At 62.7% G+C, this 26,413-nt stretch carries 26 protein-coding genes; 10 read left to right on the top strand and 16 right to left on the bottom strand.

What is annotated here, in order from left to right; genetic code table 11:
* From JQ631_RS25465 to JQ631_RS25455, 3 genes are all read left to right on the top strand, one after another.
* The gene (locus JQ631_RS25465; protein ID WP_249160921.1) at positions 1-351 is read left to right on the top strand and encodes a MaoC/PaaZ C-terminal domain-containing protein; all 351 of its coding nucleotides are present in this window, start codon (positions 1-3) and stop codon (positions 349-351) included.
* A 311-nt stretch (positions 352-662) separates the two neighbouring features.
* A complete protein-coding gene (locus JQ631_RS25460) occupies positions 663-1,541 on the top strand; it encodes an ABC transporter substrate-binding protein (protein WP_249160919.1) in 879 nt (292 codons plus the stop codon).
* A gap of 1,085 nt (positions 1,542-2,626) precedes the next feature.
* Positions 2,627-3,547 carry an ABC transporter substrate-binding protein gene (locus JQ631_RS25455; RefSeq protein ID WP_212330624.1) on the top strand — a complete coding sequence of 307 codons (921 nt, stop codon included), beginning with the start codon at positions 2,627-2,629 and terminating at the stop codon, positions 3,545-3,547.
* Positions 3,548-3,887: 340 nt separating this feature from the next.
* On the opposite strand, the gene JQ631_RS25450 is transcribed toward JQ631_RS25455, so the two are convergent.
* The 3 genes from JQ631_RS25450 to JQ631_RS25440 form a co-directional block, all read right to left on the bottom strand.
* Positions 3,888-5,495, bottom strand: a complete 1,608-nt coding sequence (locus tag JQ631_RS25450) for a winged helix-turn-helix domain-containing protein (RefSeq protein WP_249160917.1) — start codon at positions 5,493-5,495, stop codon at positions 3,888-3,890.
* 553 nt (positions 5,496-6,048) lie between these two features.
* The gene (locus tag JQ631_RS25445) at positions 6,049-6,891 is read right to left on the bottom strand and encodes a C40 family peptidase (protein WP_212330621.1); all 843 of its coding nucleotides are present in this window, start codon (positions 6,889-6,891) and stop codon (positions 6,049-6,051) included.
* The gene (locus JQ631_RS25440; RefSeq protein ID WP_212330618.1) at positions 6,884-8,257 is read right to left on the bottom strand and encodes a leucyl aminopeptidase family protein; all 1,374 of its coding nucleotides are present in this window, start codon (positions 8,255-8,257) and stop codon (positions 6,884-6,886) included. Before JQ631_RS25440 ends, JQ631_RS25445 begins: the two co-directional genes overlap by 8 nt.
* A 189-nt stretch (positions 8,258-8,446) precedes the next feature.
* On the opposite strand from JQ631_RS25440, the gene JQ631_RS25435 reads away from it, so the two are divergent.
* From JQ631_RS25435 to JQ631_RS25425, 3 genes are all read left to right on the top strand, one after another.
* Entirely contained in the window at positions 8,447-8,650 is a 204-nt protein-coding gene (locus JQ631_RS25435) for a hypothetical protein (protein ID WP_212330616.1), read from the top strand.
* A gap of 275 nt (positions 8,651-8,925) precedes the next feature.
* Positions 8,926-10,434 (top strand): metallophosphoesterase family protein, encoded by a 1,509-nt coding sequence (locus JQ631_RS25430; RefSeq protein ID WP_212330613.1) that lies wholly within the window; start codon positions 8,926-8,928, stop codon positions 10,432-10,434.
* Positions 10,435-10,505: 71 nt separating this feature from the next.
* Entirely contained in the window at positions 10,506-11,318 is an 813-nt protein-coding gene (locus JQ631_RS25425) for a tetratricopeptide repeat protein (protein ID WP_212330610.1), read from the top strand.
* A 163-nt stretch (positions 11,319-11,481) separates the two neighbouring features.
* Here JQ631_RS25425 and JQ631_RS25420 read toward each other — a convergent pair whose 3' ends face one another.
* From JQ631_RS25420 to JQ631_RS25375, 10 genes are all read right to left on the bottom strand, one after another.
* Positions 11,482-12,456 (bottom strand): type II secretion system F family protein, encoded by a 975-nt coding sequence (locus JQ631_RS25420; RefSeq protein WP_212330607.1) that lies wholly within the window; start codon positions 12,454-12,456, stop codon positions 11,482-11,484.
* Positions 12,457-12,465: 9 nt separating this feature from the next.
* The gene (locus JQ631_RS25415; RefSeq protein WP_212330604.1) at positions 12,466-13,443 is read right to left on the bottom strand and encodes a type II secretion system F family protein; all 978 of its coding nucleotides are present in this window, start codon (positions 13,441-13,443) and stop codon (positions 12,466-12,468) included.
* Positions 13,444-13,459: 16 nt separating this feature from the next.
* A complete protein-coding gene (locus JQ631_RS25410; RefSeq protein WP_212330588.1) occupies positions 13,460-14,923 on the bottom strand; it encodes a TadA family conjugal transfer-associated ATPase in 1,464 nt (487 codons plus the stop codon).
* Between the two features lie 21 nt (positions 14,924-14,944).
* A complete protein-coding gene (locus JQ631_RS25405; RefSeq protein ID WP_212330584.1) occupies positions 14,945-16,213 on the bottom strand; it encodes a CpaE/TadZ family protein in 1,269 nt (422 codons plus the stop codon).
* Positions 16,210-16,944: a CpaD family pilus assembly protein gene (locus tag JQ631_RS25400; protein WP_212330582.1), complete on the bottom strand. Its 735-nt coding sequence runs from the start codon at positions 16,942-16,944 to the stop codon at positions 16,210-16,212. Before JQ631_RS25400 ends, JQ631_RS25405 begins: the two co-directional genes overlap by 4 nt.
* 20 nt (positions 16,945-16,964) lie before the next feature.
* Positions 16,965-18,443: a type II and III secretion system protein family protein gene (locus JQ631_RS25395; RefSeq protein ID WP_212330580.1), complete on the bottom strand. Its 1,479-nt coding sequence runs from the start codon at positions 18,441-18,443 to the stop codon at positions 16,965-16,967.
* A gap of 11 nt (positions 18,444-18,454) precedes the next feature.
* Entirely contained in the window at positions 18,455-19,252 is a 798-nt protein-coding gene (cpaB, locus tag JQ631_RS25390; RefSeq protein WP_212330578.1) for a Flp pilus assembly protein CpaB, read from the bottom strand.
* A gap of 127 nt (positions 19,253-19,379) precedes the next feature.
* Complete coding sequence (locus tag JQ631_RS25385) at positions 19,380-19,904, bottom strand: A24 family peptidase (RefSeq protein WP_212330575.1); 525 nt, start codon at positions 19,902-19,904, stop codon at positions 19,380-19,382.
* Between the two features lie 116 nt (positions 19,905-20,020).
* On the bottom strand, positions 20,021-20,161 hold the full coding sequence (locus JQ631_RS25380; RefSeq protein ID WP_212331625.1) for a hypothetical protein: 141 nt from the start codon (positions 20,159-20,161) through the stop codon (positions 20,021-20,023).
* Positions 20,162-20,238: 77 nt separating this feature from the next.
* Complete coding sequence (locus JQ631_RS25375) at positions 20,239-20,403, bottom strand: Flp family type IVb pilin (protein WP_079851750.1); 165 nt, start codon at positions 20,401-20,403, stop codon at positions 20,239-20,241.
* Between the two features lie 255 nt (positions 20,404-20,658).
* Between JQ631_RS25375 and JQ631_RS25370 the strand changes: the two genes are divergently transcribed.
* From JQ631_RS25370 to JQ631_RS25355, 4 genes are all read left to right on the top strand, one after another.
* A complete protein-coding gene (locus JQ631_RS25370) occupies positions 20,659-21,486 on the top strand; it encodes a sterol desaturase family protein (RefSeq protein WP_212331600.1) in 828 nt (275 codons plus the stop codon).
* 149 nt (positions 21,487-21,635) lie between these two features.
* The gene (locus JQ631_RS25365; protein ID WP_212330573.1) at positions 21,636-22,136 is read left to right on the top strand and encodes a pilus assembly protein N-terminal domain-containing protein; all 501 of its coding nucleotides are present in this window, start codon (positions 21,636-21,638) and stop codon (positions 22,134-22,136) included.
* A 225-nt stretch (positions 22,137-22,361) separates the two neighbouring features.
* On the top strand, positions 22,362-22,940 hold the full coding sequence (locus JQ631_RS25360; RefSeq protein WP_212330571.1) for a TadE/TadG family type IV pilus assembly protein: 579 nt from the start codon (positions 22,362-22,364) through the stop codon (positions 22,938-22,940).
* Between the two features lie 22 nt (positions 22,941-22,962).
* Positions 22,963-23,538 carry a TadE/TadG family type IV pilus assembly protein gene (locus JQ631_RS25355; RefSeq protein ID WP_212330569.1) on the top strand — a complete coding sequence of 192 codons (576 nt, stop codon included), beginning with the start codon at positions 22,963-22,965 and terminating at the stop codon, positions 23,536-23,538.
* 107 nt (positions 23,539-23,645) lie between these two features.
* Here the strand turns inward: JQ631_RS25355 and JQ631_RS25350 are convergent, their stop codons facing one another.
* The 3 genes from JQ631_RS25350 to JQ631_RS25340 all read right to left on the bottom strand — a co-directional run bounded on the left by JQ631_RS25350 (position 23,646) and on the right by JQ631_RS25340 (position 25,978).
* Positions 23,646-23,858, bottom strand: coding sequence for a cold-shock protein (locus tag JQ631_RS25350; protein WP_027530211.1), 213 nt, complete (start codon positions 23,856-23,858; stop codon positions 23,646-23,648).
* Positions 23,859-24,125: 267 nt separating this feature from the next.
* Positions 24,126-24,413: a translation initiation factor IF-1 gene (infA, locus tag JQ631_RS25345; protein ID WP_007599789.1), complete on the bottom strand. Its 288-nt coding sequence runs from the start codon at positions 24,411-24,413 to the stop codon at positions 24,126-24,128.
* A gap of 23 nt (positions 24,414-24,436) precedes the next feature.
* Complete coding sequence (locus tag JQ631_RS25340) at positions 24,437-25,978, bottom strand: DEAD/DEAH box helicase (RefSeq protein ID WP_212330567.1); 1,542 nt, start codon at positions 25,976-25,978, stop codon at positions 24,437-24,439.
* Positions 25,979-26,413: the final 435 nt, after the last annotated feature.

The following is a 26,413-nucleotide window of genomic DNA, read 5'->3' as shown; positions in this document are numbered from 1 at the left end:
ATGACCAACCTTTACTTTGAAGAACTGCAAGTCGGAGCCCGCAGCACGGCTGGCCCGCATTTGCTCTCCAAGGATGAGATCATCCGCTTCGCCAAACAATATGATCCGATACCCCGCCACATCGACGAGGAAGCAGCGGCGAAATCGGTGTTTGGCGGACTGACGGCATCGGGATCGAATACGTTTGCGGTCTACATCCTGCTCTCGAGCCAGCTTCGACCACATTACCAGGTGCTGATGGGACTGGGGTGGGAGGAGCTTAAGCTGACCAATCCGGTACGCCCTGGCGACGCACTCGATCTCGAAATGACGATCCTGGAGCTGCGCGCGCGCCTCGAAGTCGAAACCTGACAGGGGGATAGTCCGTAATCGAAACCTCTTGCGCAATCAAAAGCGCGAGACGGTGCTGGAATGCATTTCCACCATTTTTGTCGCGCGGAGGCCGGACGCGAATACGCCTCCTCTATAATGTCCGGACTTGGACCCTAAACGGACGGCTCATTGGCAATAGCTGTGTTAGGATTTGCTGGTTGTCAGCGTTGGGGAGCGGAATGCGACGGCGTGAGTTCGCAATACTCTTCGGTGGGGCAACAGCCGCCTGGGTTGCGCGGCCTGTCGTGGTGGGCGCGCAGGAGCGACCAAGGGTTCGGCGTGTCGGGTACTTGGCTGGGGGCGATGAGGCTACGGCGCCGTGGATCTTTGCGGCATTTCGGCAGAGGCTTGCCGAACTGGGGTATGTTGAAGGTCAATCCATCGCGCTGGAGGTGCGCTGGGCCGGGGGCCGTGCCGAGCGGTACCCCGAGCTGGCGACCGAGCTTATCGGTCTCAAGCCGGAGGTGCTGGTGGCGAGCAACAGCACCGCTGCGATAGCGGCCAAGAAGGCTACTCAAACGATCCCCATTGTTGTGGTTGCGGCCGATCCGGTCGGCCTTGGTCTCGTGGAAAGTTTGGCGCGCCCCGGCGGGAACGTGACGGGACTGAGCTTCTTCAACGAGGAAATGATCGCAAAGCGACTGCAACTCCTGAAGGAGTTGATGCCGGGCCTTGCGCGGATCGCTGTAATGAAGAACCCGACAGTCTCTGTCCACGCTACCTTCTGGCGAACGGCTGAGGTGGCGGCACGCACTTTGGGCGTAGTCCTACAGTCTCTCGAAGTGGGGAGGCCCGAGGATTTTGAACCGGCGTTCGCCGCCGCCACAGGAGGCGACGCCCAGGCTCTCATCGTCTTCGACGACGTTCTGACCATCGTACATAGACCCCGGATCATTGCTCTTGCTGCCGCTCACCGCCTTCCGGCCGTGTACGGACTTCGCGAGTTTCCGAAGGATGGAGGCCTGATGTCGTTCGGCGCGAGCTTCGCCGACTTGTTCCGACGCGCCGCCACCTATGTGGACAAGATCTTGAAAGGCACCAAACCAGCCAATCTTCCGGTCGAACAACCAACCACGTTCGAGCTTGTCATCAATCGCAAGACCGCAAGTGCCCTTGGACTTGCCGTGCCGCCCATCTTGCTTGCTCAAGCTGACGAGGTGATTGAATGATATCGCCTGTTGGCCCATCGCGACAAACTCGGCGCGGCGCGTCAATGTCGGCGATGAGGGGTAAAGCAGACGCGGCATCGATCGGACCAGAACGACGCGATTGACCCAAAGCAGACTAGAGATCGATCTTGTGGTAAGGCTCTCCCAGTCAAATTTTATCGAACGGATCATCCCGAATTTTGCGATGCATAACACTCGTCGCGTCTTCATTCTGCTATCTCTCGTGGCATTGGCAATTGCTCAGCCATGCCTCCTCGCAAGAGCGTCCGACAGTCCCCCGCTCACTTACTTTTCGGACGAGTTGCCTCTCGCATTTCCGAAGCCCGAGCTCCTGCTCTCCATGGATCAAGTGATTTTGGCCAAGGTGCGGGTTATAGATCGGCCTACATTCCTGCTTCTTCCCGACCAATCCGGGCGTCCTTCAGGGGAGAAGCTCCGCGAGCCATGGTCAGCTTGGTTACAGATGCTCGATATTATTCGCGGGCCGCGACCAGAACGGGAGCGCCTAAATGTAAGGTTCGGCGGGGGCGATCCAAATCACGACTACGCTTTGGGTCCCAGTATCCCGAGCCAGCTCGCGCGAGAATATTTTGTGGCGATGTACGAAGACGCCTTTGGGTTTCATCTTATCGAGCTTCCCATAAGCGCAGCTAAGTACAGGGAGTGGCAGCTGGAGATCACCGGGTTTGAGCAGGAGCGGCTCAGGTTGCTGCGGAAATCTATCGAGCACCGGAATGGGGATTGGCATCTGAGAGAACCACGATAGGAACCGAGGCCACGTCAGCTGTTGGCCCATTGCGACAAGCCCGCTCTGACACTTGATGTCGGCAATGAGGAAAAGACCAGACCACGGTTTGATCGGGCCAAAACGACGCGATTGACCCAAAGCAGGCGTCGCGTATGCCAGCGCCGCGAGACCATCGCGGATCATTTCGCGTTCGCAGTCACGGCGCGAGATGCTAGGCTGAGCAGGATCGTTGGACAGCTTAATAGGGGGAAGCGTGCGTCGGCGCGGTTTCGTCAAGCTCCTCGTTGGCGGTGCGGTTACGTGGCCGACCCTTGCGCGTTCGCAACTACCAGCGAAGATGAAACGAATCGCGCTCGTTTCGCCGGGAACCAAGACCAGCGATATGAATAATGGCAACCGATATTTTCGTGCCTTCTTCGAAGAGTTGGATCGACTTGGCTATGTTGAGGGTCAAAACCTCTCGGTGGAACGATATTCCGGGGAAGGACGCATCAAGCATTTTGCCGATCTTGCTCACGATGTCGTCGGCACACGGCCCGATTTGATCTATGCAATGTCCGGTCCTCTAGCTTTACTTTTTAAAGCGGCGACCGCGACGATACCCATTATTGCAATATCCGCCGATCCGATAGCACTCGGGCTTGTCCCAAGCATTGCCCGACCCGGCGGTAACATCACGGGAGTCAGCGTGGATGCTGGAATACAAATTTGGGGAAAGCGTCTTGGACTGCTTGCAGAAGCGAGACCACATCTCGCCAATGCGCGTTTCCTCTCGTCGCAAGCTTTGTGGGAGAGGACGTCTGGCTCGGCGGCGGCGGTCCAGGAGGCTGCTCGGCAAGCCGGAATTAATATGTTGGGTACGCTACTAACGACGATCAGCGAGCAGGCATACAAGCCCGCCTTTCGCTTGATGGAGCAAGATCGCGTGGATTCACTCGTCGTGTCGGACGAGCCGGACCATCTTCCTTATCTCAAAGCCATTACGGAACTCGCCGCAAACACGCGGATTCCGGCAGTTTATCCTTATCGCGCGTTCGTCGATGTTGGCGGTCTGATGGCTTATTCGACCGACCTTGTAGATGTTCAGCAGCGCTGCGCCAACCTCGTCTATCGGGTCCTCAAAGGTGACAATCCGGGCGACATTCCATTTTACCAGCAGACCCGCTTCGAGTTGATCATAAATCTCAAGACCGCGAAGGCGCTCGACCTGCCAATGCCGACGACTCTCCTTGTCCGGGCTGACGAAGTGATCGAATGACCGCTTCTGGCCCGATGCAGTCCTTTGGATGGGCGACCAATCGCTTCCGCTTTGGGAGATCAAGCAGACTGCCGTGACAGACGATCCGGCCGAACACTGATCCGCCAAATCGTAACATGGGCAGGCCGCTGATCGCCCTTGGACGTTGGAAACAGGTTGCCTAGAGCTAGGCAGAACAACGCGCCTAAACGTCAGCTTTGGACAATAGCGGAACTGCTTTTCCGGGTAGGCGTGGGACCGCTTCTGACCCGACTCGGACGCTACCGCGACAAACCGGGTCCGTTCGCAACTCATATCTGACGCTGGGAGATCCGTGACCGAGCCGCTTCCAAGGCCAATATCACCCCTCCGGTACGCCGGCCAGGCGCATAGCCTCATAGAAGCACTCACGCCTTGCGAGCCATCCCGGATTGTCGGAGAGGAAGGAGACGCTGATGTCGTATCGACGAATAGTGAAACCAGGATCCAGTGCGAGGCCAACTTCGGCACTTGATCGCGCTTCCTTGATGTCTCTCATCATGGCCAACACTCCGGCCAAGTGAAAGTGAGAGAGCGCGTAGTTGGGATTGGCCTCAATACTCCGGCGAAGCCAGTTGAGGGCCTCAAGATCCGCGTTGATCATCAACTTCGCCATCCCGACGAACATGAACCAAAGAAAGGTACGGGTATCGCGCGGGGACAATCGTAACGCCTCTTGAATATGCCCCTCGACTTCCTCGCCGCGCCCAAGTGCATACTTACCAAGAGCAATGAACCCGTGCGCATCAGCCAAATTGGGGTCGAGCGCCAGCGCCTGCTGACATTCAGCGATTCCCTTCACCGCGCGGTTTGTCCGAATTTGAATCGCGCCGAGAAACATATGAGCTCTGGGATGGTTCGGCGCCTGCAACAACACATTGCTCAGCGCTTTCTCGGCGGCTCTGAAATGCACCGATCCGTCATCGACCATGGAAGAAGAACCGATCGCTAAATCGACGTGAGCAGTGGCAACCGCCGCTTCAATACAGTCGGGATCAAGCGCCAAGGCACGCACAAAAAAATCCCTCGCTCTCGCCATAACCGCAGGCGTTATTCCCTTGTTCTGGAAAGCCCGTCCCTGAAAATAGAGATCCATGGCGTCCGGCCGCAGCGACCGCTCTGCGCGTCGCGCTTCGGCCTTGATGAGCTCGGCGTTCAAGGTATTGGCGAGCCGAGATACGATCTCATCCTGCATGTTCAGCAAGTCAGCGTCGAGCTTGTCGAAGCGCTCGGCCCATAGCTGCGCTCCAGTTTCCGTGTCGCTCAGCTGAACGTTCACGCGAAAGCGGTTGCTGCCGCGTTGCACCGACCCTTCCAAGGCGTAGCGCACATTCAATTCACGGCCGATCTGGCGCACGTCCACGGCTTTGCCTTTGAAGGTGAACGCTGTGCTGCGGCAGATGACAAACGCACCGGCGATGCGCGATAGGTCGGTGGTCAGACTATCAGTCACGCCATCGACGAAATACTCCTGCTCCACATCACCGCATTTATTTGCGAATGGTAGAACAACGATAGACAGGTGCGGAATCGAAGATGAAGCCGACGGTTCCCAGTTGCTGTCCGACCGAGACGAGGTCGCAACGTTGGAAGAAACCGGGTCGTCGATTGGCACGCCATTCGCGACCAGCATGTAGCCGCGGCGAGGCAAGGTCCTCAGGGCCAGTCGGCCGGCCTCTCCCAGAGCTCGTCGGATATCGCCGATGGCCTGGACAAGAGAGTCCTCGGTGACCTCGCAGTCCGACCAGACCTTATCCAATATCTCATTCTTGCTCACTAGGCGGCCAACGTGTTGCGCCAGGAGCCGCAACACCGCCCAAGCTCGAGGGCGCAATGGCACGATGTCGCCTCGTTCATCGAGCAGCAACCCGCGAGCCAGGTCCACTTTCCGGTCGCCAACAACAATCGAAAGCTGCGAGGGCTTGAGCAAAGGAGGCCTCGTGGACCGCTTCGGAAAATATCGGTCGAATATCGGACGGATTTCGGGACGCAAAGGGCAATTGTACAGCATCATCCTGCGGTTCGGGATACTAAAACCTCCCCGGCGAGCGATCCACCAAGGGCGCCATTTTTATCGTGCTAAGTGTTTCAGTTTTCAGCCGTTTCAGGTCAGAGATATTCCTCGTAGTCAGCCTCTCAACGAGCAAGTCTCGAGTTCACTTCCGGAAGCCTATTCGGGGAGATTGCAATGCCGGAGACGCTAGAAGTCTTGTTGTGGTGCGCCGCGCTTGCGACGTGGTTGATGATGTTCCTCGCGATAGCGGTCGAAGGCCTCAAAAAACTCGCAAGCCGTTTCCGCAGAAGCGCGGCGACGAAGACAAAGTCATCAACTGAACTGCCCGGTTCACCTTAGACGCCTTCAGTTGGCAAAGGTGCTTGAGGATCATGATGGCAGCTTTTGGCCCAACGCAGACATGGGCTTGGACGCCTCGATGTCGCCTTCCGAGACTAAAGCAGACGCAATGCATTTTCGATGCGGCAGGCTACAGTCGCTTGATCGCGACGACCTCGCTTCCGGCGGCCTTGATCCGCGCAATCGCCGGCTCGATCGGCTCGATCACCGTTGCCATGTGATGGGCGTTGGCGTGGACCATGGTGCTGGCGTCGCGGACGATGGCGACGTGGCCCTTCCAGAAGATCAGATCGCCGCGCAGCAAGCTGCCTCGCTCGTGCGGCTCCAGCGCGCGGCCGAGGCCCTCCTGCTGCATGTCGCTGTCGCGCGGGCAGCCGGTGCCTGATGATGTCAGCGAGACCTGGACGAGGCCGGAGCAGTCGATGCCGAGACTGCTCTTGCCGCCCCAGAGATAGGGCGTGCCGACGAAGCGCTCGGCGACCGCAACGAAGTCCGGCTCGCGATGATCGAGCGGCGCGAGATGGATCTTCGGCAGAAACGCGCCTTCGCGCGTGACTGAGAAACTGCCGTCCTCGCGCGCGACCGTGAGCATCGATCCCAACACCAGCATGTCGGCCGGGGGCAGCTTGATCGAGGGGCCGGGGAAGGCGAGCGTCCGTAGCGCGCTGACCTTGTGTGTCGGTGCGGCCGCCGGCCTCATCAGCGTGGCGTCCGGGAGCCAGCCGACATAGCCGTCGCCGCCGAGTTGGCCCCAGGCCCAGCCCTCGCCGTTGCGATCGTAGACCGTGACCCGCTCGCCGCGCAGCGCTTCCGTCATCAGCATTGCGCCCGATGACGGCTGCTCGCGGACCGGCGCGATGGGCGCGACCACCTCGAATTCCTCGCCCGCGACGAAGCGATCGGCTTGCACCTTGCCTTCGAGATATTTGGCGGCAAGGTCGCCGCGCGCCGGTGTCAGCCTGATATCATGCATAGCGCTCGCTCAGCATCTTGTAGATGGCGCGGGCGGCCTGGCATTCGCCGCCCTCGGGCCGCGCCGGCTTCGCCGACGGTGTCCAGCCATAGATGTCGACATGCAGCCAGCTTCTGGCCTGCTCGACGAAGCGTTGCAAAAACAGCGCGCAAGTGATCGAGCCGGCAAAGCCACCCGACGGCGCGTTGGTGATGGTGGCGGTCTTGGAGTCCAGCCAGGCATCGTAAGGCGGCCACAGCGGCATGCGCCACAACGGATCGTTCTCCTGCACCGCGCAACGCGCGACGTCGGCGGCCAGCGTCTCATCATTGGTGTAAAAGGGCGGTAAATCCGGCCCCAGCGCGACGCGTGCGGCGCCGGTCAGCGTGCCCAGGTCGATCAGCAACTCGGGCTTCTCCTCGTCGGCCAGTGCCAGCGCGTCGGCAAGCACCAGCCGGCCCTCCGCGTCGGTGTTGCCGATCTCGACGGTGATGCCCTTGCGCGAGGTGAAGATGTCGAGCGGGCGGAAGGCATTGCCGGCGACCGCGTTCTCCACGGCCGGAATCAGCACGCGCAGGCGCACCTTCAGCTTCGCGTCCATCACCATGCGCGCCAGCGCCAGCACATTGGCGGCGCCGCCCATGTCCTTCTTCATGATCAGCATGCCGCTCGACGGCTTCAGATCGAGCCCGCCGGTGTCGAAGCAGACGCCTTTGCCGACCAGCGTCACCTTGGGGTGGGCGAGGTCGCCCCAGCCGATGTCGATCAGCCGCGGCGCGCGATCCGACGCCATACCGACGGCGTGGATCAGCGGGAAGTCCTTCTCCAATTCGTCGCCGATGATGCAGGCGAAGCTCGCGCCGTACTCGACCGCGAGGGCTTGCGCAGCCGCGGCCAGTTCCTCCGGTCCCATGTCGTTGGACGGCGTGTTGATCAGATCGCGCGCCAGCATCGCGGCATCGGCCATGCGGTCGATCTCGGGGGCGTCGACACCATCAGGCGGCACCAGCCGGACATCGGGCCTGTCAGCCTTGCGGTAGCGGGCGAAGCGATAGCACCCCAGCGCAAAGGCGAGCGCCGCGAGCCGTACATCGTGCGGTGAATTGGCAAAGCGATAGGTGCCTGGCGGCAGCAAGCCGGGCAGCGCGCCCGGCCGGAACGGATCACGCGATCTGGCGCCGTCGTCCTCGAGGCCGAACAGCACCTGCGCGATCGTCCCGTCAGGCGCAGGCAGTGCGAGATAGCCGCCCGGCTTGGCGGTGAAGGCGCTGGCAATGGCGAACTGGCGTTGCGCCGGCGGAAGTGTCTCGCGCACGGCCTCCCAGCTCGATTTGGTGACGAAGGTGATCGGGGTGGCAGTCGCAGATGTCTCGAACACGGAAGGCATTGGCGGGCTCGGAGGTCATTCGGTTGGAGGAGACTTCGCAGAGTTTGGCCGTGCCTGCAATCGGCTTTGCGGTGACCGTTCGGCGTGCCGCTACTCGCAGGGAAGCCGTCATGCTAGGTTCCGGCACTGGCTGCCCGGCGCGCAGAGAACGCCGGCGACCGGAGACGAAGCGTGCCGGGAGGAATCGCAATGGAATTTGTGTGGAGTGTGGTCACATTCGCCGGCCAGGCCGTCGAGGGGGTCTTTGGCTATGTCGAGCATCATCACTGGGTCTTTGCGTTTCTTGCGGGTGGCTACGTCTTCTATCTCCATGACCGTTCGGTTCACGCGCGGTTCGATGCGCTCGACAAGCGCATCGACGAAATCCGCAAGCGCCTCGCCATCGAATATTGATTGAACCCTTCGAAACCATCTGCGGACGGTACTCGTACGTTGTCTGAGACCTGCCGTTCATGCGTGCGCAGCCCCAGGGCTTTACTAGCGCTGCGGTTGTGGCATTATTGACGAATATTCCTGGGTTGTGCGGTGCGTCTCTGCACGTATCGGGCGCAGGAGCGCCGCCGACTCCCTGACGATACCGATCCCGATTGTTACCTGCCTGAATTCTTCGTCGAAGGCATTTCTCTCAATCGTTTCAGCGACGCAGCATTCGCAATGAGCGGCGCAAAATGGATAGATCGTTTGTCATTGCGCAGATCTCCGACCTGCATCTGGACGGGTCCGGCCGGCTGCTTGGGACGATCGAGACCCTCATCGCTGCCTTGCGCGAACGAATGGCGGCTTTCGCCGAAGTGCCTGACCGCATCCTGCTGATCACGGGCGATCTCGTGAACGACCCGACGCCGCCGGCGCTGGACGAAGCGCTCGCGGTCATCGCGTCCCTGCGGCAGACCGGACTGTTCACCGACATCCAGGCGGTCGCCGGCAATCACGACGTCAAGCGTCCAAGCCAGCGCAGCGGCCGGCACGATGCCTATGACTATCTGCATCTGCCGCGAACGTCGAAGAGCGTCTATTACCGCCAGGCCGGTCTCGATCTGGTGCTGCTCGATTCCAACAGGGCAAGCCTGACGACGCTTGCCGGCGGTCATGTCGACGAGCAGGCCTACCATGCGATGGTCACGCAGTCCGCCCGGCTGAGCGTCGAGCTCGCAGGGACCCTGGGCACGTCCGGACGCGCCTGTTATTCCGAGCCCGCGGACAATCTGCTGCGCGTGTTGGCGCTGCATCACCATCCGCTGCCGCAGGCCACCGGCGAGGGCAAACGGTTTCTCGGCGTTCCCGACGAGCCGCTGATGTATCTCGCGGCGCCCGCGACCTTTCTCGAAGCGGCCACCTCGCTCAACGTCACTCTGGTCCTGCACGGGCATCGCCATGTCGAGGGGCTCACCCGCTATTCGATTCCCGATCCACGCGCGCCCCGCAGCGGCGGCGAGGAATTCTGGCGCACGATTTATGTGCTGTCCTGTCCGTCCTCCACCGGGCAGGGCGGCGACGATGCCGGCTTCAACGTCATCCATTTCGGCCCGGCGTCCGAGGCGGAACGGTCCGAATATCGGTTCACAATCGCCCGCTACTCGCGGCCGCGCAATGACGGCGGCTTCCGGCCGCTCGATTCGAATCTGCCGGATGGGCTGATCAGCCTTGCGGTGGGACGGGATCTGTCCCGCGATCCCGCCATTCAGTCGGCCATCGAGATCGCCTCGAGCGCGTCGCTGAAGCGGGATCAGGTTCTGCGGCTCGTCCGCCTGATGCTGTCGCGCCCTGCCTTCCATGATGAAGGCGGACAGGGCTGGGCGGATCATCTTTACACCTATCTCGTCACGTCTCATGCCTGGGTCGATCTCGAAGCCAGGTTCGCGAGGTCGGCGTCGAAGCCCGATGTCGCGGCGCTGGCGGAGGTGAGGGCGCTGCTTCGCCGGCTGATCGGGCAATCGGCCGACATGCTCGGCATCGACCCTGCCACGCTCGATGAGCTCCTGGCCGACCGCCTGGTCAATCGCGACGACCTCTTGCGCCGATGGCCGATGCTGCCGCGCGAGGCCGTCGAAGTCGCGGGAAGGGTGCAGCAGCGGTTGCACCTGCTGCGGGACCTGAATGATCGGGTGAAGCTGCTCGGCCTCGATCTTGGCCTGGGCGGGGAGATGCCGCCGCAAGGCCGCGGTCCCCCGCGTTAACCGGCCATTAGGGTTAACAGTCTATTGCTGACGCGTTCGGCTCGATCAATTGGCCCGAGAGTCAAAGCGTCATGCGTCAACGGTTCCGTCCTGCCCGGCTTCTTGCTTCCGCTTCACTGATCGCACTGGTGGCCGCGAGCCTCGGCGGCTGCACGGCAATGTCAAAGCTCTCCGACGTCACCGGCTCGATCGGGTCGAAGGCGGAGGCCGCGCCGGTCGATCCGGTACGCGCGGTCGACGCCTATGGTGAGCGCTATCGCGCCAATCCCAAGGATCCCAATGCGGCACTGGCCTACGGCCAGGCCTTGCGTGCCAACGGCCAGAACGCCCAGGCGGCGGCCGTGCTCGAACAGGCGACCATCGCCAATCCCTCCAACAAGCCGCTGCTTGCCCAATATGGGCGCGCACTCGCCGACAACGGCAATTTCCAGCAGGCCTTCGACGTGCTGTCCAAGGCGCATTCGCCCGACAATCCGGATTGGCGTCTGCTCTCGGTGCAGGGCACCTGTCTCGACCAGATGAACCGTCACGACGAGGCGCGCGCCTATTATGCGAGCGCACTGAAGATCGCGCCCGGGGATCCCGGCGTGCTGTCCAATCTCGGCCTGTCCTACATGTTGACGCGCGATCTGCCCAAGGCGGAGGAGACGCTGCGGCAGGCCTATGCGTCCCCGCGTGCGAGCTCGCGCGTGCGGCAGAATCTCGGCCTGGTGGTCGGTCTCCAGGGCCGCTTCGCGGAAGCCGAGAGCATCGTGAAGGCGGACCTGCCGCCGGACGAGGCCGCGGCCAATGTCGCGTATCTCAAGGACATGCTGAACCGCCACGATGGTCCGCGCGGTGCGCCGAAGCGGACGCCGGTCGCCTCGCTCAGCCAATCCGACTGATCCGCCGACTTTGGCGCGATGAGCTGAATTTCGCCGGACATTTCGAAGGTTTGCCGCGATCCACATGGCATCGAGCCGGCGCCGGCCGGCTACTGTGCATGGGGTTGTTTTCGCGTTTTTGTGGTGAAGGCCGGGATCGGGCCGGTCCCGATCCCGTCCCGCGTCAGTGCAGCTCGGAGATCTTGATGCCGGTCGGTCCGAGAATGACGACGAACAGCACCGGCAGGAAGAACAGGATCATCGGCACCGTCAGCTTCGGCGGCAGTGCGGCGGCCTTCTTCTCGGCCTCGTTCATGCGCATGTCGCGATTTTCCTGCGCCATGACGCGCAGTGATTGGCCGAGCGGCGTGCCGTAACGTTCCGCCTGCTGAAGCGCCAGACACACCGACTTGACGCCTTCGAGGCCGGTGCGCTTGGCCAGGTTCTCGTACGCCACCTTGCGGTCCTGCAGATAGGACAGCTCGGCGGTGGTCAGGGTGAATTCCTCCGACAGCGCGATCGACTGGCCGACGATCTCGGTCGCGACCTTGCGGAACGCCATTTCGACCGACATGCCGGATTCGATACAGATCAGCAGCAGGTCGAGCGCATCGGGAAAGGCGCGCTTGATCGAGAGCTGGCGCTTGGAGATCGCGTTCTTCAGGAACAGCATCGGCGCCTGGAGACCGAGATAGGCCGCGCCGACGCAGATGCCGATTTTGATCGGCATCGGGCGGTCCATATGGGCGATCAGGAACACGTAGACGACCGAGCCGACGAACAGCACGAGCGGGGCCACCATGCGGGCGAACAGGAAGGTGATGTAAGGCGCCTGGCCGCGATAGCCGGCCATGATCAGCTTGTCGCGCGCAGCCTCCTGAGCCAGCCATTTGGTGAGGTTGAAGTCATCGACGACCTTGGAGACGAGCTGCTTGGGCGTCTGGCGCAGCGACACCTTCTCGCTCTTGTTGAGGCGTTCACGCTCGCGCTGCCGGATCCGCTCACGCTCGCTGGCCACCGCCTTCATGCGCTTGGAGAGGCCCTCGCCGGCGAACAGCGGCATGACCAGGGTATAGACGGTGGCGCTGGCGGCGATGGCCGCCAGCATCATCGTCATGAAGTGGACGTCGTGCAGCTTAGTGACGAGCAAATCAACCATACGGCACCATCAAAAATCGAAGTTGATCATCTTCTTCATCACCATGATGCCGATCGACATCCAGACGACGCAGCCAACCAGCATGAGCTGGCCGGTGGGATGGGTCCACAGCAGCGAGATGTAGCCGGGCGTCGTCAGGTAGACGAGGAACATGACGATCGGCGGCAGCGAGCCGATGATGCCGGCCGAGGCCTTGGCTTCCATCGACATCGCCTGGATCTTTTCCTTCATCTTCTTGCGGTCGCGCAGCACTTTGGAGAGGTTGCCCAGCGCTTCGGAGAGGTTGCCGCCCGATTTCTGCTGGATCGACACCACGATGCCGAAGAAATTGGCCTCCGGCAGCGGCATGCGATCGTAGAGCCGCGAGCAGGCCTCGCCGAGCGGCATGCCGATGGCCTGCGTCTCGATGATCTGGAGGAACTCGCTGCGCAGCGGCTCCGGCGCGTCGGCTGCGACGACCTTGATGGATTCGAACAGCGGCAGGCCCGCCTTGATGCCGCGGACGATGACGTCGACGGCGTCCGGCAGCGCTTTCAGGAACTTGTTTTCGCGACGTTTCTTCAGGAAGCCCAGCGCCCAGCGCGGCAGGCCGAGGCCGCCGGCAAAGGCGAGACCAGCCGCGCCGAGCAGGCCGCCGCCGCCAAGCAGCGCGCCAAAGAAGAACACGCCGGCCACGACGCCGGACGCGATCCAGAATTTCTGCGGCGTCCAGTCGAGCCCGGCCTGCGACAAGCGGACGTTGAGCGGAACGCTCTTCTCCTGCGCGCGCCTCGCCTCGAGATCCTTGAGCGAGCTCTCGACCTGCTCGCGGCGCGATCGCTGGCTCTTCTCGGCCTGCTTGGTCGAGGGCGCATCGGCGCGTCCGATCGAGGCGCGGCGACTCTCGGCTTTCCGTTCGCCGGATAGCAGCGGATAGAGGAAGACCCAGGCGATGCCGCCGACCGCTGCGGTGGCGAGGAAAGCGAGGGCGAGGACCTGAATGTTCATGGTTGCGCCGACCTGCTCACGTCTTCGGTGTCGATTCCGCGGCGTCGAGCGCAGCGGCAAGACGCTTCTCTTCGCCGTAGTAGCGAGCGCGTTCCCAGAATTTCGGGCGGCCGATGCCGGTCGAGCGGTGCTTGCCGATGATCTTGCCGTTGGCGTCCTCACCGACCAGGTCGTAGAGGAAGACGTCCTGGGTAATGATCGTGTCGCCTTCCATGCCCATCACCTCGGTGATGTGGGTGATGCGGCGCGAGCCGTCGCGCAGGCGCGCGGCCTGGACGATGACGTCGATCGAGGCGCAGATCATCTCGCGGATTGTTCGCGAAGGAAGGGAAAAGCCGCCCATCGTGATCATGGATTCGCAGCGCGACAGCGCTTCGCGGGGATTGTTGGCGTGCAGCGTTCCCATCGAACCGTCATGGCCGGTGTTCATGGCCTGGAGGAGGTCGAAGGCCTCCGGGCCGCGGACTTCGCCGACGATGATGCGTTCGGGGCGCATACGCAGGCAGTTGCGCACCAGTTCGCGCATCGTGACCTGGCCTTCGCCTTCGATGTTGGGCGGGCGGGTTTCGAGACGCACCACGTGGGGCTGCTGGAGCTGAAGCTCGGCGGCGTCCTCGCAGGTGATGACGCGCTCGTCATGTTCGATATAGTTGGTCAGGCAGTTCAGCAGGGTCGTCTTGCCCGAACCCGTACCACCGGAGATCAGCACGTTGCAGCGGACGCGTCCGATGATCTGGAGGATCTCCGCGCCTTCCGGCGAGATTGCGCCGAACTTGACCAGCTGATCCAGCGTCAGCTTGTCCTTCTTGAACTTACGAATGGTGAGTGCGGGACCGTCGATCGCGAGCGGCGGCACGATGGCATTGACGCGGGAGCCGTCGGCGAGGCGCGCGTCGCAGATCGGCGAGGATTCGTCGACGCGCCGGCCGACCTGGCTGACGATGCGTTGGCAGATGTTGAGCAGTTGCTGATTGTCGCGGAACCGTATTCCGGTGCGCTGGATCTTGCCGCTGACTTCGATGAAGACCGTGCCGGCGCCGTTCACCATGATGTCGGCGATGTCGTCGCGGGCCAGAAGCGGCTCGAGCGGGCCGTAGCCGAGCACGTCGTTGCAGATGTCGTCGAGCAGCTCTTCCTGCTCGGCGATCGACATCACGATATTCTTGATCGCGATGATCTCGTTGACGATGTCGCGGATTTCCTCGCGCGCGGACTCGGAATCGAGCTTGGCGAGCTGGGCGAGGTCGATGGCCTCGATCAGCGCACCGAAGATGGTCGCCTTGACCTCGTAATAATTGTCCGAGCGGCGGCTCTCCATGGCCGGAGGGGGCCGGGAGGGAGCGAGCGGCGGGGAGGCGACGGCCGGCGGGGGCGGCGCGCGCGACACCGTCGGCGCCGGAGCCGAGGCAGGCTCTGGCGACACGGCGCCGGGCTTGGGAGCCCGAGTATCGGTGTCTGTTCCGCTACGCTTACCGAACACTTAACAACTCCATGCGGCGACCTATTTTCCCCGCAACTTCTCAATCAGCGGTGAAAGCAAGGACGACTTTTGCTTCTTCGTCTCGCTGCGCCCGGTCAGGCGCTGGGCGATCTGGAGGAACATCTCGATCGACTTGTGGTTGGCGGAGATCTCCGCGATCATCTGGCCGTTGTTGGCGGCCGCGCCGAAGATCTGCGGCTCGAACGGGATCGAGACGACCGGCTGGCTCTCGATTGCCTTGGCGAATTCGGTGGCGGCGATCTCCGGCCGCTTTGGAACGCCGACCTGGTTCAGGCAGTACAGCGGCGGACGGTCGTTGGGACGCGCGGCCTTCAGGAGATCGAACAGGTTCTTGGTATTGCGCAGATTGGCGAGATCCGGCGCCGCCACGATCAGGATATCGTCGGCTCCAATCAAAGCGCGCTTGGTCCAGCCCGACCATTGGTGGGGAATGTCGAGCACGATGCAGGGCATCGTCGAGCGCAGCGTGTCGAACACGGCGTCGAAGGCATCGGTGCCGAAATCATAGACCCGGTCGAGCGTCGCCGGTGCAGCCAGCAGGCTGAGATGGTCGGTGCATTTCGACAGCAGACGGTCGATGAAGGCGGTGTCGACCCGGTCGGGCGAGAACACGGCGTCCGCGATGCCCTGCGGCGGGTCCTGGTTGTAGTCGAGCCCGGCGGTGCCGAAGGCGAGATCGAGATCGGCGACCACGGCGTCCATCGCGAGGTCCCGCGCGATCGCCCAGGCGACGTTGTGGGAGATGGTGGAGGCGCCAACGCCGCCCTTGGCGCCGACCACCGCGATGATGCGGCCGACCGCCTTGGCTTCCGGCGCCGAGAACAGGTTGCAGATCGAGCGCACGACGTCGATCGCGCCGACCGGAGCGAGCACGTAGTCGCTGACGCCGCGGCGCACCAGCTCGCGATAGAGCATGACGTCGTTGATGCGGCCGATCACGACCACGCGGGTGCCGGCGTCGCAAACGGTGGCGAGCTGGTCGAGGCCGGCAAGCAGGTCGTTGCGGGCGTCGCTCTCGAGCACGATCACGTTCGGCGTGGGCGCCGAGCGATAAGCTTCGATCGCAGCCGACATGCCGCCCATCTGGATCTTCAGATGGGCTTTGCCGAGGCGGCGATCCTCGCCGGCCGATTGCACGGCGGCGGCGGTCTCCACGGTTTCGCAGAAGGCCTGGACCGAAACACGCGGCGCGGGCGCAATATGCTCCTCGGCCGGCGGCGGCATGGCCTCCGGCTGCTCTTCCTGAGTCTGGCGCGCGTAGTTGATCATTTGCCGGTGTCGCTGAGTTTGGCCTTGTCGGCCTCGGGATAGCTGGTGGTCGTCGTCTGCCCCTTGCGATATTTCTCGAAGGCGGTGACGCGCCGCGCCATGTAGCTGGGGGTTTCAGGCCGCGGCTGCTCGAGGTCCGACGGATTGTCGACCATGGCTGCCATGTTGCGCTGATAGGAACAGCCGAAGTTGTAATAGTCCTTGTTCTCGAACCAGCTCTTGTTCTTGATCGAGGGGCCAAGATCCTCCGGCCACAGGCCGCAGGGGCCCGCGACCGCAGCGATCCTGGAATAGGTCATCCGGATCGGCGGCAGGAAGCGTTTGTCTTCCGGCTGGTAGGGGCGAGAGATGATGCCGCGCGGGGGAACGCCCGCCGCCGCCAGCATCGCCTGAATCTCGCGCATGGTTTCCGCAACCGGACGCGCATTGGGCGTTCCCGCGGGCACGTCGATATGGATGGCGCCGGTGCCCTCGTGCAGCCAGGTCGAAGCCAAGCCCATCACGTCGGCGCGTTGGGCGGCGGTCAGGCCGCCGCGGGCGTGGCCGACGAACACGACGATCGAGCGATTCTGTTCCTCGATCGCGATCGGATGACGTTGCTTGTAATCGTCGGGAATGGAAGCCGTCGCCACTTCGTCGTGCTGGCAGCCGCCGAGCGCAAGCGCGATACCGACGAGCGCGCTACCGAGGACGGCGGCGCGGTAGCGGGTCTGGGGTCGTGCTGTGATCATAACTATGTCCCCGTTCCACGTCAGTCGGTGATGAAGCCGTAGGTGCCGCGGTAGTTCTTTGCCGGTTCGGTCCGGCCCGGCACGCCATAGATGCGGTTGACGTTGCCGATCAGCTGGGCCTGCGGATCTGCAGGTGCCGCGAAGCCGTCATCCGGCCGCGACAGGTCCTTTGGCGCAGCTGCGCGCACGATGTAAGGCGTCACGATCACGACGAGCTCGGTCGTGTTGTTGACGAAGTCGCGGCTGCGGAACAGCGAGCCGAGAATCGGCAGCTGCATCAGGCCCGGCAACCCGCTGATCGCCTGCTTGGTCTGCTGCTGGATCAGGCCGGCCATCGCCATCGCGCCGCCGGAGGGAATTTCCAGCGACGTCTCGGCGCGGCGGGTCTTGATCGAGGGCACGGTCAGCGAGTTGACCGAGCTCGAGGTCACCGCCTGCGACAGCGTGATCGCGTTGTCGTTGGAGAGCTCCGACACCTCGGTCATTACCCGAAGGCTGATCTTGCCTTCGGACAGCACCACCGGCGTGAAATTCAACGAAATGCCGAACTTCTTGAAGCTGATCTGGGTGGTACAGACGTGGGTGGTGGGATCGCAGGCATAGCCCGCCGGCACCGGAAATTCGCCGCCGGCGATGAAGGTCGCGGATTCACCGGAGATCGCGGTCAGGTTCGGTTCGGCCAGCGTGCGCACCACGCCCGCCGTCTCCATCGCGCGCAGGGTCGCCTGCACCGACGGTGTCGCGCCGAACTTGGTGGTCAGATTGTTGCCGTCGACGAGGTTGCGGCCGTAGGCGGTGAACGGGTTCGAGTTGGTGAAGCTCACCACCGAGGTGCCGTAGTTGAGGTTCGCCGACAGGTCGATGCCGAGCTGCTTGACGATGTTGCGCGCGACTTCCGCGACCGTCACCTTCAGCATGACCTGGTCGCGGCCGCGGACCACGATCGAGTTCACGACCTTGTCGGCGCCGCCGGCAAGGCGAACCGCGAGATCGTTGGCCTGCTGCGCTTCGACCGGGTTGGCCGCGGTGCCGCTCAGGACGACGCCGTCGCCGAGACCGTCGATCTGGATGTCGGAATTTGGCAAAATCTGCTTCAGCGCCGCGCGCACGCCGTTGAGGTCGCGCTTGACCGCGATGTCATAGGCAGCGATCTGCTGACCGGCGGAATCGAAGAACACGATGTTGGTCTGGCCGACGGCAGCACCGATGATATAGGCGCGCTGGGACGAGCGCACCACGGCATTGGCGATCTTGGGATCGGCGACGAGCACGTCCTTGATGTCGCGCGGCAGGTCGATCACGATCGACTTGCCGATGCCGAGCGAGAGGAAGCGCGCATTCATCTGGCCGTCGGTTGCAACCGGCGGCGCTGCGGGACGGTAGTCCGCGGCGATCACGGGCGTCAGCGCCGGGTTGAGTGTCAGCGCGAGAGCGGCCGAGAACGACAGGGCACGAACCGTCGAGGTCCGCATCGTCGCCAGATCTGCCCTGCATTTCATATCGACTGTCCTCATTGTGCCTTCGCCGCCTGGCTTTGAATGCCGTAGCGAATGATCGAAACGCCCTCACGCTTCTGCGCGGAGTCATCGAGCGTGATCTCGCTCATCTTGACGTCGGCGATGCTGCGCAGCGCCAGCGACAGCGTTCCGGCCTGGCGACCCGAAGAGAGCACTTGGGTCTGTGCGGGATTGAGCTCCAGGGTCACGGTCTTGCCGATCACCGAGTTCTGGCCTTCCTTCTCCTTCGGAGCCTGGTCGATGGCCAGCACGCGGACATTGACCAGGAGGATCTCGGACTTGACGATGTCAGGAGCGCCGGAGCTCTGATCGGGGTTCTTGAGGCGGCGCGTGAGAATCACGTCGACGCGGTCGTTCGGCAGGATGAAGCCGCCGGCGCCGGTTTCCGGCGAGATTTCGGTGGAGATGGCGCGCATGCCGCTCGGCAGGATCGCGGCCATGAAGCCGGAGCCGTCGGCCTTGACCAGCTTCTGGTCGCGGATCGGCTCACCCTGGATGAAGGGAGCGCGGGCGATCGAGCCGGTGACCTGGGTTGCGCCATCGGGGCGCTCGTTGCGGCGGATGAAGGTGGAGCTGGCGGTCGCGGTCGGCCAGGTCTGCCACTGCACGTCTTCCGGCTTCACGGTCTGGCCGAGGCCGATGTCGTTCTTGGCGACCAGAACGTCGGTAGTGGGAAGCTGCGCGACTGGAGCCGCCGGAGGCGGCGCAGAGTCCGAGCTGCTCGCCAGGTACGCGGCGATACCGCCGGCGCAGATGGCGACCGTCAGGACGACTATGCGTGCCCTATTCATACGCTTCACTTTCCACAGAACGCCGCGACGCTGCCGCCGCCGTAATCGGCAGTTGACCAGCTATTCGTCAAAGCATGGTTAATGAGGCGTATCTAAATCGCCTTAACGCCGGGTTTATCCGGGGCGTTCAGCGCAGCGCGAGGTGAGTGAGGTCGATCGCCTTCACCCATTCGGTCTCGGGGTAGATTATCAACGCGCCAAGCGCGAGCGCGATGCCGTAGGGAATGCCGCTCTCCTTGGCGTGCAGCCGTGCGAGCCAGGCCTGGCCGGCAAGCCCGAAAGGCAACGGCCATTGCCGGAACTGCAGCAGGAGCAGCGTCAGCGCTCCGCCGAACAGCGAGGCGTAGAGCAGGAAGTCCATCAATTGGGCGAAGCCGAACCAGAGCGCCACGGACGCTGCGACCTTGGCGTCTCCGCCGCCCATCCAGCCCATCGCAAAGCAGGTGAAGGCCACGACGAGGATCAACGCACCGGCGCCGACATGGCTCAGCACCTCGTAAGGTGCCATGCCACCGGCAAAGGCGAGCACGAAAAAGCCTGCGACCAGCGCCAGCGAGACGCGGTTCGAAATCGTCATGGTGAAGAGATCGCTCGCGGCTGCGAACGCCATCAGGGCCGGGAAGAGCAGAAGGCGCGCGAGGTCGAGGATCATGGCTGCGTCTTGAAGCCTGGGTCTGTTGCCGGATCGGGGCGTCGGCGCATGCTAGCGGTCAGTGCTAAACAAACCGACAACGGCCGCGGCAGCTTCGGAACCGGGTGGCGGCGATCTCACCACATGCTGGCGATGCGCGTCGCGAGCGTGATCATCGCGAGCAGCAGCGCAAGGCAGACCCAATAGGCCGACGCGTCGATGCGCGCCGTGTCCGCCTCGTTCGCCGCGACCGCGGCATCGGATCTGTGCTTACGCAACACCACTGGAACTCGCACACGCCAGAAAAACAAAGGCCCCGGAGGTCCGGGGCTTTTGCCATCGTTGGTCGGCCGGCTTACTTCAGCGAGGAGCTGATCGAACCGAACTTGGTGTTCAGCGTGGTGCCGAGGTTGTTGACGACGGTGATGATGGCCAGCGCGATGCCGGCGGCGATCAGGCCGTATTCGATGGCGGTAGCGCCGGATTCATCCTTGGCGAAACGGGCAATCAGGTTCTTCATGAACTAAACTCCATCTGGGTGAGGTCGCCGTTCGGCGCTGTCTTGACGCATTGACCATGTGAGCCGAGCTCTTTCGGCGGGGTTAATTCGATCGGTCAAACGCGCGCGTCAGGCGATGCTTTTGGCCAGAGTGAATTTCGCCTTAAGAGGGCTATTGCAATTCGGTTCAGTTCCGAACCCGGCGTCAACTTCACCCTCCCTTAAATTTCGCGGAGTAGGTCTGGAAGAGATCAGTAGCCTGGAAGAGAAGCGATGATGTCGAGCCTGCCCATGCAAGTCGCCCTGATGCTGGGTGAGACCATCGAGAAGGTGGTTCCTGTCACCTTCATGCTCGCGGTCGTGTTCACCGTGCTCGAGTATTTCTGGGCCTGCAATCCCGGTCCGTCGTGGTGGCGCAAGCGGGAGATCGTGACCGACATCTGCTACTGGTTCTTCGTTCCGGTGTTCGCCCGGACCATGCGGATCGGACTGTTGATCGTCACCGCCGGCTTCGTCTTCAACATCCACGATGCCGACGAGCTGATCGCCTTCTACGACAACGGCCACGGCCCGCTGTCGCAACTGCCGCTCTGGGTGCAGGGCGTGCTGTTCCTGGTCCTGGCCGACTTCATGCTGTACTGGCTGCACCGGCTGTTTCATGGCGGCGGGTTCTGGAAGTACCATGCGATCCATCACTCCTCGGAGGAGATCAGCTGGATCTCGGCGGCCCGCTTCCATCCGGTGAACCTGATGCTCGGCACCATCGGTGTCGACGTCGTGCTGCTGATGGCCGGCATTTCGCCCAACGTGATGATCTGGGTCGGACCGTTCACGACCTTCCATTCCGCCTTCGTGCACGCCAACCTGAACTGGACCTTCGGACCGTTCCGGTATCTGCTGGCGACGCCGGTGTTCCACCGCTGGCACCACACGTCGCTTGAAGAGGGCGGCGACACCAATTTCGCCGGTACCTTTCCGATCTGGGACGTGCTGTTCGGGACCTTCCGTATGCCGAAGGGTGAACTTCCGCAGGACTACGGCAAGGACGAAGCGACCATGCCGAAGGAATTTCCCGGCCAGCTTGCCTATCCGTTCCGGCACTAGGCGCCCTCGGGCGACAAAACGTCAATCCGTTAGAACAATAGTCGGCGAGTTTGCGGAACGTTCACGAATTACAGGCAGGTTAACCGGGTCGGGCGCCGGCTCCGCTTCCTGATCGATTATGCCGGTTTGTGACGTCCCGGGGTAAGAGTATGCGTAAAGAGTTCCTGCGCCATCATGCGCGCATCTGTCTTCTGGCTACGGCTGCTGTGCTGGCTTCGCCGGCCATTGGCCTCGCGGAGCCCACCGTCGATACCATCGCCGTGAATGTCGACCAGGCCAAGCTGGTGCGGCTGCCCGGCAAGGTGGCGACGATCGTGGTCGGCAATCCGCTGATCGCCGACGTGACGCTTCAGCCCGGCGGAATGATCGTCGTAACAGGCAAAGGCTACGGCGCCACCAACTTCATCGCGCTCGATCGCGGCGGAGAGATCCTGATCGACCGGCAGATCCAGGTCGAAGGTCCGAGCGACCGGCTTGTGACCGTCTATCGCGGGGTCGAGCGGGAATCCTATAGCTGCATGCCGCTTTGCCAGCGTCGCGTCACGCTCGGCGACAGCGACAACTACTTCAACACCACGATGAGCCAGGCCGGTACGCTGAACAGCAATGCCAGCGGCACGGCGGCCGCGCCGGCGGCCAAGGCGAACTAACAAGACGAACTAGCACGACAAAGTCATCGTGATCGGGTGACCGGCGGGACCTCTGGTCCCGCACGGGCGCTCCCGCCTGAGCCGGTACCTGCATTGGCGAGATGGCGTGGTTAACCCGTTCTAAACGACTCGGGCCGGCCGGTGCGGATCGCCTGAAACACTTAAACAATCAGTTTCCGGTACTGGTCAGGGCCTGTGATCGCCGCCGCCAGGGAATTTGACGCGATGCCATCGCCTGCACCTTCGAGGTTCAAACTCCGGACTGCACTGCGCAGATTTCGCGGCAATCGTCGCGGATCCGCAGCGGTCGAGTTCGCGCTGGTTGCGCCGATCTTCTTCGCGCTGCTGTTTGCCATCATCGAGACGGCGCTGGTGTTCTTCTCGGGCCAGGTGCTCGAGACCATCACGCAGAATTCCGCGCGCGTGGTGCTGACCGGCCAGGCGCAATCGGGGTCTGTGACGGCTTGCGCGGTGGGCGGCGTCGCCAAGGCTTGCACGCAAGCGACGTTCAAGACCTACGTCTGCAGCCAGATCCCGGCACTGTTTGATTGCAACAGCCTGTACGTCGACGTCACCAGTTTCTCGTCGTTCTCGGCCGTGACGCTGCCCACCCATCTCGATGCGGCCTGTAACTTCGACACCAACATGAACTACAGCGCGGGCAACGCCGGCGACATCGTGGTGGTCCGGCTGTTCTATCAGTGGCCGCTGTTCGTCACCGGGCTTGGCTACAATATCGGCTGCGGCAGCACCAGCAAGCGGTTGCTGGTGGCTACGGCCGCGTTCAAGAACGAGCCCTATTGAGATCAACGGACCGGACAGAGCGATGCAGATGATTGCGAAATTCTGGCGGGCGACCCGTTTCTCCGCGTATGAATTCCTGGCCGATGGCAGGGGGCTCGCGGCCACCGAGTTCGCGGTGATCGTGCCGCTGATGCTGGTGATGTTCTTCGGCACGGTCGAATTCTCGTCGGCCGTGGCGATCGATCGCAAGGTGACGCTGATGGCCCGCACGCTGTCGGACCTGACTTCGCAATCGACGTCGGTTGCCGATGCCGACATGACCAATTTCTTCGCGGCATCGACCGCGATCATGACGCCTTATTCCGCGACACCGGTGACGGCGACGATCACCGAGCTCTATGTGGATTCGACGCAGACGGCGCATGTTCAGTGGAGCAAGGGGTCGGCGCCGCGGACCCAGAAATCGACGGTCTCGATTCCGACCACGCTTGCGATCGCCGGCACGTATCTGATCTTCAGCGAGGTCAGCTACATCTACACGCCGTCGGTCGGTTACGTCCTCAAGAGCGCGATCACGCTGAGCGATGTCTCGTATACGCGCCCGCGCCAATCTTCCTGCGTCTATTACAGCCCGGATACGGCCTGCACGACCTATTGAGCGCATCGCCCGTCAGACATGAAAAAGGCCGTGCATCCGCACGGCCTTTTCCGTTGTTCAGCGCGCTCGCGCCGATCCGTGTACGCGCCATAAGGGCGCGCTAGAGATCAGCCTGCGTCGCGGAGATTGTCGGCAGCCGACTTGCCGGAGCGGCGATCGGCAACGATCTCGTAGGAGATCTTCTGGCCTTCGCGCAGCGAGCCGAGGCCGGCACGCTCGACGGCGCTGATGTGAACGAAAACGTCCTGGCCGCCGTCGTCGGGCTGGATGAAGCCGAAGCCCTTGGTCGCGTTAAACCACTTCACGGTTCCCATGCTCATGGGGTAGTCCCTTCTCAAAGAACACAATGTCAGAGCCTGCTTGCGCAGGCAGGTTAGATCGAATTTTTGGAAGGGTCGTCAGCGTGTCTGAACCGGCTGTACCGGTGGATGCTAATATCGTCCGGCCGAAAATCGATAAGCCCATTTTATTGGAAATAGGGCTCCAAAACAATCCTGACGTGCACGATTTTTTGATCCGCCGGGTTACCCACGGCGGATCAGCATACAGGTCGGAATTTCCATGCCGCGCTTGCGCGCGGCGGGCCGTTAACGGCGACGGAATTGGCCGCCACGCTGTCCGGGACGGGGAGGTCCGCCCATTCCGCTCGGACGTTCGTCCTTGTGACGGAAAATCAGCCGGCCCTTTTCGAGGTCGTAGGGCGACATCTCCACCGTCACGCGGTCTCCCGCCAGCGTCTTGATGCGGTTCTTCTTCATCTTGCCGGCGGTGTAGGCGACGATCTCGTGCCCGGCGTCGAGCTGCACGCGGTAGCGCGCGTCGGGGAGGATTTCGGTGACCAGTCCTTCGAACTGGATCAGCTCTTCCTTAGCCATGAATTTCTCCAGGTCGTGGACGGCTAGTGCGAATGGGGTTTGCGGTTCGGGTGGCCGTTCGGCCGACTCTCACGGCGCAAAAAGGCCACGCCTTGTATCCCATCAGACGCCCCCGCGCTATGCGCGGAACGCTGTTCCGGGCGGTCGGTCGACGAAGAATGCATCTTTCCACCGGAGCGGCGGCGGCGAGACCCTTTCGAGGCCTGCGGACCGTTGCCGGGCCGTCCCTCAGGGTGCCTTCCGTCGGCATGCCGTGGGTCGCCGTGCCGGCCTTCGCCCTGCTTGCCGGCGCTGTGGTGGCGTCCATCGCCATGTCGTTCATCGTTACGCCGACCGTCACCGTGGCGCGCGCCTTGCGGACGCTGGCCCGGACGGCCTCCGGGGCGGCCCTGCCGTTGCTGCGGCGGGGGCGCGCCCGCATCGCGGCGGCCGGCATCGGTGCGCAGATCCTCGCGCGGCAGCGCCACGCGGATCAGCTTCTCGATATCCCGGAGATAGCTGAGCTCCTCGCCGCCGGCGACCAGCGAGATCGCGGTGCCTTCGGCGCCTGCACGCGCAGTGCGGCCGATGCGGTGAACATAGGTCTCAGGCACGTTCGGCAGGTCGTAATTGATGACGTGGGTGATGCCGTCGACATCGATGCCGCGGGCGGCGATGTCAGTGGCGACCAGGGTGCGGATTTCACCGGAGCGGAACTGCGCCAGCGTGCGCTCGCGATGGTTCTGCGACTTGTTGCCGTGAATGGCGCTGGCAGGAATGCCGGCTCGCTCGAGCGTCTTCACGACCTTGTCGGCGCCGTGCTTGGTGCGGGTGAACACCAGGGCGCGGTCGATCGGCTCGTCCTTCAGCAGCTTGGTCAGGAAGGTCGCCTTGGCCGAGAAATCGACCTGGATGATACGCTGGTTGATGCGCTCGGCGGTCGAGGAGACCGGGGTCACCGCGACGCGGGCGGGGTCGCGCAGCATGGCGTCGGCGAGCTCGGCGATGTCCTTCGGCATGGTGGCCGAGAAGAATAGCGTCTGCCGCTTGATCGGCAGCTTGGCGACGATTTTGCGGATGTCGTTGATGAACCCCATGTCGAGCATGCGGTCGGCCTCGTCGAGCACGAGGAATTCGACGCTGCCGAGCTTCAGCCCGTTGCTCTGCACGAGGTCGAGCAGGCGGCCGGGGGTGGCAACCAGCACGTCGACGCCCTGCATCAGGGCGCGGACCTGGCGGCCCATCGGCACGCCGCCGATGGCGAGCGTCGAGGACAGGCGGATGTGGCGGCCATAGGCGTTGAAGCTGTCGAGGATCTGCCCCGAAAGCTCGCGCGTCGGCGAGAGCACCAGCACGCGGCAGGTCTTGGGCTGCGGCTTGATGCGGTTCTCGAGCAGGCGATGCAGGATCGGCAGTGCGAAAGACGCGGTCTTGCCGGTCCCGGTCTGGGCGATGCCGACGACATCGCGGCCGGTCAGCGCCGTGGGGATAGTCTGGGCCTGGATGGGGGTCGGGGTGACGTAATTCTCTTCGGTGAGAGCACGTGCGATCGGTTCGGCGAGGCCGAAGTCCTGAAACGAAGTCAAAAGATGGTTCTTTCCATGTCAAATGCAGGCGCCCGACGCAATCAGCGGGGCGCGCGCATAAGGGTGTCGAGAGGACACCTGCGTGTTTGGGGTGTCGGATGGCTTGGGAGATTATGGGGCAAGCCAGACGCCCGTATGGGCTTAAGAACACGCGGCTCGCTACGACCCCTTGATTCGCAAGAGGTCTCGCACAGTCATATGGAACATTCAGGGGGCGCTTTCAAGGCAGGGGGACCTTAAACGGCGATTGCGGTGCAAAAATAGTTATGCCGCAAATTTAGCCAGCGAAGGTCGTCTGCTTAAAAAATGAACTGATTGCCACTTAAGCATCCATTTTATGAGCTCAAGATTTGAGCAATCAGGCCGTGGCTAAATTTTGATTGCGACGAAATTATCTAGATTGACCAATTACTTGGCGGGCGCCCGGCCCATGGC

This window comes from Bradyrhizobium manausense (assembly GCF_018131105.1).
Taxonomy (GTDB): Bacteria; Pseudomonadota; Alphaproteobacteria; order Rhizobiales; family Xanthobacteraceae; genus Bradyrhizobium; species Bradyrhizobium manausense_B.
This window is presented reverse-complemented; position numbering and strand designations above follow the sequence as displayed.

Bases quoted from the DNA above. Each gene is read 5' to 3' on its own strand.
- JQ631_RS25465 (WP_249160921.1), top strand. From the start codon at position 1: ATGACCAACCTTTACTTTGAAGAACTGCAAGTCGGAGCCCGCAGCACG.
- JQ631_RS25455 (WP_212330624.1), top strand. From the start codon at position 2,627: ATGAAACGAATCGCGCTCGTTTCGCCGGGAACCAAGACCAGCGATATG.
- JQ631_RS25445 (WP_212330621.1), bottom strand. From the start codon at position 6,891: ATGCATGATATCAGGCTGACACCGGCGCGCGGCGACCTTGCCGCCAAA.
- JQ631_RS25440 (WP_212330618.1), bottom strand. From the start codon at position 8,257: ATGCCTTCCGTGTTCGAGACATCTGCGACTGCCACCCCGATCACCTTC.
- JQ631_RS25435 (WP_212330616.1), top strand. From the start codon at position 8,447: ATGGAATTTGTGTGGAGTGTGGTCACATTCGCCGGCCAGGCCGTCGAG.
- JQ631_RS25430 (WP_212330613.1), top strand. From the start codon at position 8,926: ATGGATAGATCGTTTGTCATTGCGCAGATCTCCGACCTGCATCTGGAC.
- JQ631_RS25425 (WP_212330610.1), top strand. From the start codon at position 10,506: ATGCGTCAACGGTTCCGTCCTGCCCGGCTTCTTGCTTCCGCTTCACTG.
- JQ631_RS25420 (WP_212330607.1), bottom strand. From the start codon at position 12,456: ATGGTTGATTTGCTCGTCACTAAGCTGCACGACGTCCACTTCATGACG.
- JQ631_RS25415 (WP_212330604.1), bottom strand. From the start codon at position 13,443: ATGAACATTCAGGTCCTCGCCCTCGCTTTCCTCGCCACCGCAGCGGTC.
- JQ631_RS25405 (WP_212330584.1), bottom strand. From the start codon at position 16,213: ATGATCAACTACGCGCGCCAGACTCAGGAAGAGCAGCCGGAGGCCATG.
- JQ631_RS25400 (WP_212330582.1), bottom strand. From the start codon at position 16,944: ATGATCACAGCACGACCCCAGACCCGCTACCGCGCCGCCGTCCTCGGT.
- JQ631_RS25395 (WP_212330580.1), bottom strand. From the start codon at position 18,443: ATGAAATGCAGGGCAGATCTGGCGACGATGCGGACCTCGACGGTTCGT.
- cpaB (WP_212330578.1), bottom strand. From the start codon at position 19,252: ATGAATAGGGCACGCATAGTCGTCCTGACGGTCGCCATCTGCGCCGGC.
- JQ631_RS25385 (WP_212330575.1), bottom strand. From the start codon at position 19,904: ATGATCCTCGACCTCGCGCGCCTTCTGCTCTTCCCGGCCCTGATGGCG.
- JQ631_RS25375 (WP_079851750.1), bottom strand. From the start codon at position 20,403: ATGAAGAACCTGATTGCCCGTTTCGCCAAGGATGAATCCGGCGCTACC.
- JQ631_RS25370 (WP_212331600.1), top strand. From the start codon at position 20,659: ATGTCGAGCCTGCCCATGCAAGTCGCCCTGATGCTGGGTGAGACCATC.
- JQ631_RS25365 (WP_212330573.1), top strand. From the start codon at position 21,636: ATGCGTAAAGAGTTCCTGCGCCATCATGCGCGCATCTGTCTTCTGGCT.
- JQ631_RS25360 (WP_212330571.1), top strand. From the start codon at position 22,362: ATGCCATCGCCTGCACCTTCGAGGTTCAAACTCCGGACTGCACTGCGC.
- JQ631_RS25355 (WP_212330569.1), top strand. From the start codon at position 22,963: ATGCAGATGATTGCGAAATTCTGGCGGGCGACCCGTTTCTCCGCGTAT.
- JQ631_RS25350 (WP_027530211.1), bottom strand. From the start codon at position 23,858: ATGAGCATGGGAACCGTGAAGTGGTTTAACGCGACCAAGGGCTTCGGC.
- infA (WP_007599789.1), bottom strand. From the start codon at position 24,413: ATGGCTAAGGAAGAGCTGATCCAGTTCGAAGGACTGGTCACCGAAATC.